The organism is Bacteroides sp. D2 (genome assembly GCF_025147085.1).
Classification (GTDB): Bacteria; Bacteroidota; Bacteroidia; order Bacteroidales; family Bacteroidaceae; genus Bacteroides.
On record NZ_CP102261.1, the window covers coordinates 4,066,038 to 4,077,871 of the forward strand.

Consider the following 11,834-nt stretch of genomic DNA (forward strand, 5'->3'; position numbering starts at 1 on the left):
CACAAAACTCAAGTAAAGTGAAAACGACTACTGTTTCGGTATACGCCGCTTTCTTTTTTATTTTAGTCTTATCGGTTTCTTGTCATAGAGATTCGGAGGCCCCCGATGCGGCATTCCAGAGGATTGAAATGTGCATGGAATCTCTTCCGGATACAGCTCTGTATCTATTAAAGTCAATACCTCATATTGAAAAATTGCGTGGAAAGTTGCAGGCGGATTATGCACTTTTATTGACGCAGGCGATGGATCAGAACTATGTGAAGTTTACTTCTGACTCATTGATTGCACTGGCGCTGAATTACTATACTGTAGAGCATGGTGACTCAGTTACGCGTGCTAAAGCACAGTATTATTATGGAAGAGTGCTGCGTGAATTGGGCAAAGATGAAGAGGCTTTGACGTTTTTATCTTCGGCAAAAGAAATGTTCGGGAATATTCAATGTTGTAAGATGTTTGCAATGGCTACTGATGAGATAGGGATGATTAACCGGAAAAAGAAATTGTATCAGGAGTCGTTGAAGAATTTTCGGGAGTCATATACGATCTATGAAGAGTTGAAAGATTCTTTGAGTCTTGTCAGAGCCGGGCAAAATATAGGCCGGGCTTATTTGTTTCAGAATAAATGGGATAGCTGCTATTTCTATTATACTTACGCTTTAGAACTAGCCAGGGAAAAGCAATATCCGTCTGAAGTTTCCATTTTACATGAGTTGGGGATACTGTACCGTTCCATGGGAGAACTGAAAAAGTCAGAACGCTATTTTCTTGCTGCTTATGAAAAAGAAACGGATGAAGAAAGGAAATACGTGGAGTGTATGTCTCTCGGCTATTTGTATATACAGATGGGCGATGTAGAGAATGCCCGGAAATATTTTAAGATGAGTATCAATTCTTCTAAAGAATATACCCGTATTGATGCATATAACAATTTATACTTTCTTGAAAAAGATATTGATAATTTTGAAGAAGCGATTATCTACCATGAAAAAGCGGACTCTATCGTGAATGTATTGGATGAAGTCGATTCGCAGGAGTTGATAACAGAACTGCAAAAGCAATACGAGAACGAGAAACTCCGGAATGATAATCTACAACTGAAAGTGGACCGTACAGTTTTTATATTTTGCGGTACGGTTATTTTCCTGATTGTGGCCTTCTATATGTGTTATTACTACTACAAAAGTAAAAATCACAGGAAGAAGATTGCCGAAATCGAATCCCAGATTAGAGATAATGAAGAGGAGATAAAGCGATATCAGCAGGAGATGGAAGAAATCCAGGAGTTGAAAGATCAAGTACTGGAAGAGAACCGCATACTGGAAGAAAATCGAATGAAGGTGGGCGAGTTGAATGGAAAGATTGTACTTCTAAGTATGCAGAACAAAAACTTATCGGGACTATTGAAAGAACTGGGAGGAGAATTAACTGTCGGACCCTCTTCTGAACAGTACATATCCGCTTTTCGTCTGCTGCTTGCTATCAAAGAGGGAACATTAAGAGGTAAATTGTCTAATGGAGAACGCTATAAATTGTTTAGCCTGTTTGATTTACTCTATTCTAATTACGTTACCCGGTTGCTTGACAAAACTCCTTTATTAACTAAACATGATCTTGAGATCTGTTGCTTTCTTAAATTTGGACTGACCAATGAAGAACTGGCGCGTATTTTTCAGACCTCTTCCGATTCTGTTACCAAAGCAAAAGGAAGGCTGAAAGGTCGATTAGGCATTTCTCCACAAGAAGATTTGAATGTGTTTTTAAGGGATTTTTGATAAATAAAAAATGAATTGTCCGGGTCATTAATAGAACGCTAATCTGTATTTGATTGAAATGTAAGTGTTTACGAAAAATCAGGCGCACTGATTTTGTCCGGGTGACTTTTTTTGTGTTTTCGGATGCATGCTGTACTTTTGACACAACAAAAACCAAATAGCTATATGAAAAATCCTAATGAATTATCTGCCGCCTCTTCTTTGAGAGGTGACGAATTGCAGTTAATAGAACAAAAAGCCAGCATTGTTGTCGGAATAGCAAATTCTCGCACCAGGTTACGGATAGGAATTCTATTAAGTAAATATTCAGAGTATCAGGTGGATTATATATCCTCCGAGAGTGAGATCGGTAAACTGATTGAAGAAGCCGACTTGATTATTGGTGCAGGGATTACCGCTTACGAAGGGGTATTGCGCCGAAAGCCGGTGATTGTAGTGGGTGATTATGGCTTGGGAGGTCTGGTTACTCCGGATACATTCCGCAAGCATTATAACAATCGGTTTAGAGGGAAGATTAATGGTGTCAGAAATGAATCTTTCTCATTAGAGAATTTAGAAAAGGAAATTTATAAAAGTTTTAATTTGACTTTTCAAGAATTACAAATGATGTCAAACCAAACTATAACCTTGCAAAACATCTAAATATCTGAATTTCTTAATTTAATAGTTTGATGCATAAAACTGGTTAGGAATATGGGGGTGCGTGAGCATCCCCATATTTATATAAGATTATGTACTGACTATCGGTCTTGATCTTCGTTTTTCACCATTCCCTTGTATTGTTCCGGCAGGGCGCTTTCAACCGCAGCGTAGGCCTCTGCCATGGTTGCCTTGATATTTTCCATTCCTTTCCCTTTGGGAGGAATAGGCTCGTGAATAGTCAGAATCATGCGATGACGGTGTATCCATTTGCCTGTGCGTGGCAGAATCTCGAATGAGCCGTCAATGGTGACGGGTACAACCGCCAACTGTAAATCATCAGCCAACTGGAAAGCGCCTTTCTTAAAGTATCCCATGTGTCCTGTAAATGTACGCGCTCCTTCAGGAAAGACTACGAGAGAAACCCCATCTTTCAATGAGTCTTTTGCCTGCCGGATTGTTTCCAATACTTTTTTAGGACCAGATCTGTCTACAAAGATATGTCCTGCACTTTCACAGGCTTTTCCTACAAACGGCAGTTTGCGCAGGCTTTTTTTCATCATCCACTTAAAGTTTCTTCCGATGAAGCCGTAAATAAGGAAAATATCAAATGAACCCTGATGGTTAGGGACGAAAATATAGGAAGTCTTGTCATGCAACTTTTCACGTCCCTCAATCTTCACGGGAATCAATAGAAACAGACAAATTAATTGTGACCAAATCTTCCCCGGATAATATCCCCAGATGTGGGCTCCTCCCAAGAGAGAACCTACAATAGTGACGATTGCCGTGAGGATGGTCAACACTAATAAAATAGGCAAAGCGATGCAAATCTGATAAATATAATACAGTATCTTCATAGGGTTGGATTTTTATCCTGCAAATATACATGATTATTGGTAAAAAAGAGAGGCAGATGTGATATAATCTTTTTGATTGTGTTATTTTTGCCTCTTGTTATTAGAGATAGTTACAAAATTATGATACGTATATTACATACTGCCGACTGGCATCTGGGACAAACCTTTTTTGGTTATGATCGCACGGAAGAACATGGAGTATTCCTGAATTGGCTGGCAGAAGAAATTCGTCAGAAAGAGATTGATGCATTGATTATAGCCGGAGATGTTTTTGATGTTTCCAACCCTTCCGCAGCATCCCAAAGCATGTATTATCAGTTTATTTATCGGGTGACAGCAGAGAATCCGTATTTGCAGATTGTCATTGTTGCCGGCAACCATGATTCGGCAGCACGCCTGGAGGCTCCTTTGCCTCTGTTGCAAGCTATGCGGACGGAAGTCAGAGGGGTAGTTCGCAAGCTCGAAGGCGGAGAAATCGATTATGACCATTTGACTGTGGAACTGAAGAACCGGAGAGGGGAAGTGGAATTGCTTTGCATGGCAGTTCCTTTTCTGCGTCAGGGAGATTATCCGGCCGTGCAAACGGAAGGCAATCCGTATGCGGAGGGAGTTCGCGAACTTTATGCACAACTTTTGCAAAGGCTATGGAAGCGAAGGACGGAGAATCAGGCGATTCTTGCCATCGGTCATTTGCAGGCTACAGGATCGGAAATTGCAGAGAAGGATTATAGCGAGCGTACCGTGATTGGTGGGCTGGAGTGCGTATCTCCGGAAACTTTTTCCGAACAGATAGCTTATACGGCATTGGGACATATACATAAAGCGCAGCGAGTGTCCGGAAGAGAGAATGTGCGGTATGCCGGAAGTCCCATTCCGATGTCTTTTGCCGAGAAACATTATCATCATGGAGTCGTGATGGTGACTTTCGACGGAGGTTGTGCGGTGGACATTGAACGGTTGGAATGCCCGAAATTAATACCTTTGTTGAGTGTCCCGAACGGAGAACCTGTTTCACCGGAAGCCGTCTTGGAAGCCTTGAAGGAACTACCCGAGACAGAAGCCGTAGCCCCATATCTGGAAGTAAAGGTATTGTTGGAGGAACCGGAACCCATTCTTCGGCAGGAGATTGAAGATGCACTGGCAGATAAAAACTATCGGTTGGCGCGTATTGTTTCTACCTATCGCACTGAAACTGGAAATACGACGAAAGAAAATGAAAACTGGAAGAGGGGGTTGCAGGAAATGTCTCCCTTGCAGATTGCACAGTCTGCCTTTGAGAAGATTTATCAGGTGGAAATGCCTGTAGAACTGACAGGTTTGTTTGAAGAGGCCTATTTGGCTGCTACCCGTAAAGAAGAGGAGGAAGAAGAATGAAAATACTAGCTATACGATTGAAGAATCTGACCTCGATAGAAGGAACGGTAGAAGTGGATTTTATGGCAGAACCATTACATTCTGCAGGTATCTTTGCCATTTCAGGACCTACCGGTGCAGGTAAGTCTACTTTATTAGATGCCTTATGCCTGGCATTGTATGATAAGGCTCCCCGCTTTGCAACTTCAGTGGAAAATGTGAACCTGGCAGATGTGGGAGACAATCAGATTAATCAGTCTGATGTTAGAAATTTGCTGCGTCGGGGGACAAGTGACGGTTATGCGGAAGTCGATTTTTTAGGTATTGACGGACGGCGTTACCGTTCTCGTTGGTCGGTGAGGCGGACAAGAAACAAGATAAACGGTTCTTTGCAGCCACAAACGCTGGAAGTGAAAGAACTGGATACGGAGAAAGAATTTCAAGGTACCAAGAAAGAGTTGTTGATTCAGTTGGTGGAGTTGGTTGGCCTGACGTATGAACAGTTCACCCGTACAGTATTATTGGCACAAAATGATTTTGCTACATTTCTGAAATCAAAAGGGGCGGCAAAAGCAGAATTACTGGAGAAGTTGACAGGAACCGGCGTGTATTCCCGGATTTCTCAAGAGGTCTATGCCCGGAATAAGGCGGCACAAGAGGAGGTGACCTTGATTCAGAATCGAATGAATGTGATCGAATTGATGCCGGAAGAAGAGCTGCTTGCTCTGCAAAAAGAGAAAGAACTATCAATTGAAAAGCGCGCGGCAGGGATTAAACTGCTGGCAGAACAGAATGAACAACTGAATGTGGTTCGTTCATTAAAAATACAGGAAGAACTTTGGAAGAAAAAGCAGCAGGAAGAACAGGAGGAACAGGCCAGGGAGAAAGTATTGCAGGGTGCATTGGCTTCCCAAGAGGAAGGATTGGTGCATTTTAAGGCACAATGGGAGGCCATACAGCCAGACTTGAAGAAAGCACGTCAATTGGATGTACAGATACAGTCTCAACAAAGCAGCTATATACAGTCGCAGCAGATTTTACAAGCGGCTAACAGGCAGGTGGCGGAGCAGGAACAAAAAATGCGAGTGGCTGCGGAACAATTACAGGTGTCTTATTCTTCTCTGAACCGCTTATTAAGCCATGTAGGGATAGAAGAAGCACTGCAACTTGAACAGGTGGAAGAGATTCTACGGCAAGAAGAAAGTAAACTGGCTGCCGCTACCAGTACGAATGAGGAACGTTTGTTGCGCTTAAATTCTTTCGGATATCCGTTATTGGCCGAAGAACAGGTGAAGTTGCAAAAAGAGTTGACTCGTCAGCAGAATATCCGGCAATTAACGGAAACGCAGACGAAAGCAAAGACGGAAATAGAAAGACTGGAGAAAGAAGTGGCCAATTGTCTGAAACAATTGACGGAGCAAGAAACCGCATTGAAAGTTACTCAACGTCTTTACGAAAATGCACGTATGGCAGTGGGAAAAGACGTGAAAGCATTGCGCCGGCAATTACAGGAAGGGGAGGCTTGTCCGGTTTGCGGTAGCACAGCGCATCCTTATCATCAGGAACAGGAGGTGGTAGATACTCTTTTCCGGAGTATAGAGCAGGAGTATAATGTAGCATCAACCAACTATCAGCAGATGAATAACCGGAGCATTGCTCTGCAACGTGATTTGGCGCATCAAAAAACGGTGGACGGACAGATCGCGGAACAGTTGGCAGCATTATATAAAGCAGGGATTGAAGCCGGAAACGAAGAGCAAATACAACGTCGTTTGGCGGAACTGGCAATACGTATTTTGGAATATCGCAATCTTTATGCAGAATGGCAGCGCAGCGATGAAGAAATTAAAAAGATGCGTGCACATTGTGAAGCCCTCCGTGAGAATGTTTCTCTCTGTCGTTTGGCTATGCAGAAAGTATCGTCTGCCAAAGAACAGCTGGTAATCTTACAGAATGCTGCTTCGGCCGAACTAAAGAGATTTGAAGTGATAGAGAAAGCGCTGAATGTGCTTCGTCAGGAACGTTCTCAGCTATTGAAAGGAAAAAGCGCGGATGAAGCGGAAGCTGCCGTAGCAAAAAGAGAGAAAGAACTGAATCTCGCTTTGGAGAAAGCACGTAAAGAAGTAGAGGCGGTACACAACCGGCTTTCCGGTTTGCAAGGAGAGATGAAGCAAATTGCACTGGCTATAGGAGAGTTGCAAGAACAGTATAAAAAGATAGAGTCTCCCGAACTGCTTCCTGAAATAATAAAGAAGCAACAGGAAGAAAACCTGAATATAGAACGTGCCCTTTCTACTATGGAAGCCTGCCTGCTACAACAAGCAAAGAATAAACTGACTGTGGAACAGATTGCGAAGGAACTGGCAGAGAAACAAACTGTTGCCGAACGTTGGGCAAAATTGAATAAACTGATTGGCAGTGCGGATGGAGCGAAATTTAAAGTGATTGCTCAAAGTTATACTTTGAATTTGTTGCTGCTTCATGCCAATCAACATTTATCCTATCTCTCTAAACGCTATAAGCTGCAACAGGTACCCGATACGTTGGCACTTCAGGTAATAGATTGCGATATGTGTGATGAAATACGGACCGTGTACTCTCTTTCAGGAGGTGAATCGTTCCTGATTTCTTTGGCACTGGCTTTAGGTTTGTCTTCCTTGTCAAGTAATAATCTGAAAGTTGAATCTCTTTTTATTGATGAAGGTTTCGGTTCTTTGGATGCGGAAAGTTTGCGTACAGCGATGGAAGCATTGGAACAATTACAGATGCAGGGGCGGAAAATAGGAGTAATCTCTCATGTGCAGGAGATGAGTGAACGGATTTCTGTTCAGGTGCAGGTACATAAGAAAGTGAATGGAAAAAGTGTGCTTACCGTGGTGGGGTAAGCACACTCCTTACTACTTAGTATGAATTATTCAGGTTGGATTCTTTTACATTAATTCGTTCAGTTCGCTTAAATTCTTTTTGATTTCGTGGATACGATTTAAGAACTTCTTGCGGTAAATCCATAAGATCAATCCCAGTCCTCCGCCCCATAACAGGATGAAGAAAGCAATCATGCCCATTCCATATTGCCACACTTGCCAGTAGATAAATGAAAGTATAGCCAGGACTAGGAGAAAGGCAATAGCAATCAATCGTTCCCTGATGGTCCATCGATGGATACGGTTCACGCGGCTGATTACTTCTACCAAAGGCATCTCGTCTATTTGTGTCCGTTGGAGGAAACGGGTGGTGACGATATCCCAGCAAAGGGCAGGAATCCATGCGAAAATGATAATGATATAGATCGGGTTCAATCTGTTATGTAACAGTACCTCCGCTAAAAATAAGATCAGTATCGGCAGAGAAATCAGAATAAGCTTGATGTTCAGTCTGGCAATGGCATGGATACCTTTGTCCGCATGCCTTATCAGCTTTTCAAGCTCTTCTTCTTTGATGAACTCTTTGTCTTTCAAGTGTTCATCCAGGGCATTCCAAGATTTTTTCAGTTCTTCCAGTTCCATATATCTTATTCCTCCTTTTTCATTCTTTTAAGTTTGTCTTTGATGCGACTTAGTTTGGTCGCTACATTGGTAACCGTCAGTCCGGTGATTTCTGCTATTTCCTCGTAACTTTTGTCTTCGAGATAAAGCAGGATAATTGATTTGTCGAGTTGTCCCAGTTGGTTAATCATCTGATAAAGCTGTTTCAACATTTCGTTGATCGGGTCGTGTGCTTCTATGGCCCAGTCGGTATCTCTGGTGAGGCTGACTATTTCTGGCACATTCTTTTCTTTACGATAGAAGCTGATACAGGTGTTGAGGGCAATACGGTAAATCCAGGTGGAAACCTTACATTCTTTTCTGAATTTGGGATAGGCTTTCCAAAGGTTCAATACCACATCCTGATACAGATCATTGAGAGGAGCATTGGGATTGGCATACAGATAGCATACCTTGTAGATCACCCGTTCATATTCGCGGATCACCGACAAAAACTCTTGTTCAATAGGGGCGCTAACCTCTGCTGTTTGTTCTCTCATGGAATCTATGATTACTTTTCTGGTTAGTTAGTCGTGAGAAAAGGAGAAAAATCACAGGGGAATAAGGACTATTGGAGATTAGCTGCCAGAAACTTACACATTTCTTCGATACTTTTTCCCCGACGGCGGGCATAATCTTCCAATTGGTCTTCTCCAATCTTTCCGACGGAGAAGTATTCGGAAGCCGGATGTGAAAACATAAGTCCGCAAACAGAAGCGTGCGGGTACATAGCTCCGTTTTCGGTCAGCGAAATGCCTATCTGCTTCATGTCCAACAGTTCATCCAACAGGAAGTTGACGGATTGATCCGGTAAAGACGGGTAACCGACAGCAGGGCGAATGCCTTGATACTTTTCGACCAGTAAGTCCGCTATGCCTAAATTCTCGTCTTTGGCATATCCCCACGCTTCTTTGCGCACATATTCATGCATCTTTTCTGTTGCTGCTTCTGCCAGTCGGTCGGAGAGGGTTTGGACAAGCAGGTGTTTATAAGGGTCCTGTTCGTACAATCCTTCCATGTCCGCATCAATGGAAGAGGCAAAAGCACCGATGGTATCCGGGATGCCGGAAGAGATCGGGCGGATAAAGTCACTGAGACAAAGAAAAGGACTACCGTCTCTTTTCGGCGTTTGCTGGCGCAGTAAAGGAAAAGTGATGAACCGGTCTTTTTCTTTCTCAATAATCAGGTTATCCCCGTCAGAGTTTGCCTTGCAAAGCTTGAAGATGGTCTTTACTTCATAATCCCGGTCAAGCAGATCGAGCATCCGGTTGGCCTCTTTGAATAGCTGCATTGCTTCGGAAGCTTTATTACGTTCTTCTTCCGGGAAAGTTGTCAGCCACGAAGCACGGCAGGCATCACATCCGTGAATGTTGGCGATGGCTGCAAAACGTGGCTGGAACCCCCATGCATGGAAAAAGTAAATCCAGTTGATGTAGGGAGTGACTGTATGTATTTTATAAGATAAAATGGTACTCATAGGCTTGTTGAAGGCGAGCTGCTGTTTATCTGAATCTTAATTCCTGTCCGCGATAAGTCTCGTCTATTTCTCCGTTGTTATATAACAGATGTCCGTTTACAAATGTTTTCTCTACTTTCCAGTCGAATGTGTGTCCCTCTAATGGGCTCCATTTACATTTGCTTAGAATACAATCGGTTGTTACAGTCCATTCGCTTCCGGGACGGACTAATACCAGGTCAGCCTGATAGCCTTTGCGAATGAATCCTCTGTTTTGTATCTCATACATCTGCGCAGGAGCATGAGCCATCTTTTCTACTACTTTTTCGATAGTAAACACTCCTTTTTCTGTCAACTCCAACATGCTGACGAGTGAGAACTGAATCATCGGCATTCCGGACATTGCTTTTAAGGCACCGCCTTCTTTTTCGCTAAGTAAATGTGGGGCATGATCTGTGGCAATAGCATCAATCAAACCGCTATTGACAGCCTCTCGCAAAGCTTTCCGGTCTTGCGCTGTCTTAATGGCAGGGTTGCATTTGATGCGGGCACCCAGTGTCTGATAGTCCTCTTCCGTAAAGAGCAGATGAGAAACACAGGCTTCTGCCGTGATCTTTTTTTGTACCAAAGGTACATTAGAAAACAGGCTCAACTCTTTAGCTGTGGAAATATGCATGATGTGCAGGCGGGCGTTTGTCTCACGTGCCAACTGCACTGCCAGTTCGGATGAACGATAGCAAGCTTCTTCCGAACGAAGGAGCGGATGAAGAGCCAAAGGTACGTCGTCTCCGTATTCTTTCTTATATTTATCCGTGTTTTCTTTGATAATTCCCTGATCTTCGCAATGAGCAGCGATGAGCAGATCGGTTCCACCGAATATATTACGCAGACTGGCCATCCGGTCTACCAGCATATTGCCGGTGCTTGAACCCATAAATAACTTCACTCCACAAACCCGGTGTTTATCCAGTTGTGCAAACTGGGTATAGTTATTATTCGTTGCTCCGAAATAGCAGGAATAGTTGACTGCTGACTTTTCACCCAACAGAACAAATTTTTCCTCCAAAGCCTCCAATGTGGTAGTTTGCGGATTGGTATTGGGCATATCCATGATAGAGGTGACACCTCCTGCTGCCGCAGCACGACTTTCTGTGGTGATATCTGCCTTATGAGTCAGTCCGGGATCGCGGAAATGCACATGTTCGTCGATGGCACCCGGCAAAAGATAACACCCGGTTGCGTCTATTATCTCGTCGCAGGGGGCAGTTGCGTTTTCTTCACCAACCAATATTTCGGCTATCTTTTCATTCTCGATTACTACTGAACCCAGAACTTTTCTTCCTTCGTTGATAACAACGGCGTTTTGAATCAGTGTACGTTTCATTTCTTTTGTGGGAATTTATGGAACCAACTATTTACTTTTAATTTTATCACACCAAATATGGCTTCTCCAAAGATGCTGCTATTCATTTTAGAAGTCCCTAATTCACGATTAATAAAGATAACGGGAACCTCGATAATTTTGAAACCACACTTATAAGCAGTGAATTTCATTTCAATCTGAAAGGCATATCCTTTGAAGCGAATATGATCTAAATCGATTGTTTCCAACACCTGGCGGCGGTAGCAAACAAATCCGGCAGTGGTGTCATGTACAGGTATTCCGGTGATAAACCGCACATATTTAGAGGCAAAGTATGACATCAATACCCGTCCCATCGGCCAATTCACTACATTCACTCCGCTGACATAACGGGAACCGATGGATACATCTCCTCCTTGTTCCGAACAAGCCTGATACAAACGGGGTAAATCATTCGGATTATGACTGAAGTCTGCATCCATTTCAAAAATATACTCGTATGCGTGTTCCAGTGCCCATTTAAATCCGGTAATGTAGGCAGTACCCAGTCCCAGTTTTCCTTTACGTTCTATCATAAAAAGCTGTTCGGGAAATTCTTGTTGCAGTTTTCTTACGATGGCTGCCGTTCCGTCCGGAGAGCCGTCTTCTATGACCAGAATATGGAATACTTGGGGAAGGCCGAAAACGGCACGGATGATATTTTCTATGTTCTCCCGTTCATTATAGGTGGGGATAATTACAATGCTATCCGATGTCTGCATATAGATACTATAAAATTTAGAAACAAAAGTAGTTCTTTTTCCTTTAGTTATAGCTGAACTAAGGAAAATTTAACGTGTTTCATGCCCCATTCGGAATAAGACGGCA

General features: G+C 43.0%; 9 protein-coding genes and 1 pseudogene. 5 read left to right on the forward strand and 5 right to left on the reverse strand.

The features are described 5' to 3' along the window. Nucleotides 1-17: 17 nt before the first annotated feature. Together NQ505_RS14425 and NQ505_RS14430 are read left to right on the forward strand one after the other, a co-directional pair. A complete protein-coding gene (locus NQ505_RS14425) occupies nt 18-1,772 on the forward strand; it encodes a hypothetical protein (protein ID WP_032848791.1) in 1,755 nt (584 codons plus the stop codon). Nucleotides 1,773-1,937: 165 nt separating this feature from the next. Beyond that, on the forward strand, nt 1,938-2,414 hold the full coding sequence (locus NQ505_RS14430) for a hypothetical protein (RefSeq protein ID WP_004306016.1): 477 nt from the start codon (nt 1,938-1,940) through the stop codon (nt 2,412-2,414). 98 nt (nt 2,415-2,512) lie between these two features. Here the strand turns inward: NQ505_RS14430 and NQ505_RS14435 are convergent, their stop codons facing one another. Then, nucleotides 2,513-3,271 carry a lysophospholipid acyltransferase family protein gene (locus NQ505_RS14435; RefSeq protein WP_004297350.1) on the reverse strand — a complete coding sequence of 253 codons (759 nt, stop codon included), beginning with the start codon at nt 3,269-3,271 and terminating at the stop codon, nt 2,513-2,515. Nucleotides 3,272-3,391: 120 nt separating this feature from the next. Here NQ505_RS14435 and NQ505_RS14440 point away from each other — a divergent pair, with 120 nt between their 5' ends. The 3 genes and pseudogenes from NQ505_RS14440 to NQ505_RS26260 all read left to right on the forward strand — a co-directional run. Next, nucleotides 3,392-4,645: an exonuclease SbcCD subunit D gene (locus NQ505_RS14440; RefSeq protein WP_032853869.1), complete on the forward strand. Its 1,254-nt coding sequence runs from the start codon at nt 3,392-3,394 to the stop codon at nt 4,643-4,645. Then, nucleotides 4,642-7,509 (forward strand): AAA family ATPase, encoded by a 2,868-nt coding sequence (locus NQ505_RS14445; protein ID WP_004325556.1) that lies wholly within the window; start codon nt 4,642-4,644, stop codon nt 7,507-7,509. The genes NQ505_RS14440 and NQ505_RS14445 overlap by 4 nt, the downstream gene beginning before the upstream one ends. A 509-nt stretch (nt 7,510-8,018) precedes the next feature. Next, nucleotides 8,019-8,063 (forward strand): annotated as a pseudogene (locus tag NQ505_RS26260) (hypothetical protein); the annotation flags it as partial. A gap of 72 nt (nt 8,064-8,135) precedes the next feature. Here the strand turns inward: NQ505_RS26260 and NQ505_RS14455 are convergent. The 4 genes from NQ505_RS14455 to NQ505_RS14470 all read right to left on the reverse strand — a co-directional run bounded on the left by NQ505_RS14455 (nt 8,136) and on the right by NQ505_RS14470 (nt 11,728). Continuing rightward, on the reverse strand, nt 8,136-8,648 hold the full coding sequence (locus tag NQ505_RS14455) for an RNA polymerase sigma factor (RefSeq protein ID WP_004297355.1): 513 nt from the start codon (nt 8,646-8,648) through the stop codon (nt 8,136-8,138). 68 nt (nt 8,649-8,716) lie between these two features. Continuing rightward, nucleotides 8,717-9,625, reverse strand: coding sequence for a vitamin B12 dependent-methionine synthase activation domain-containing protein (locus NQ505_RS14460; RefSeq protein ID WP_004297356.1), 909 nt, complete (start codon nt 9,623-9,625; stop codon nt 8,717-8,719). A 25-nt stretch (nt 9,626-9,650) separates the two neighbouring features. Continuing rightward, entirely contained in the window at nt 9,651-10,988 is a 1,338-nt protein-coding gene (locus NQ505_RS14465) for a dihydroorotase (RefSeq protein WP_004325557.1), read from the reverse strand. Then, complete coding sequence (locus tag NQ505_RS14470; protein ID WP_004306020.1) at nt 10,985-11,728, reverse strand: polyprenol monophosphomannose synthase; 744 nt, start codon at nt 11,726-11,728, stop codon at nt 10,985-10,987. Before NQ505_RS14470 ends, NQ505_RS14465 begins: the two co-directional genes overlap by 4 nt. Nucleotides 11,729-11,834: the final 106 nt, after the last annotated feature.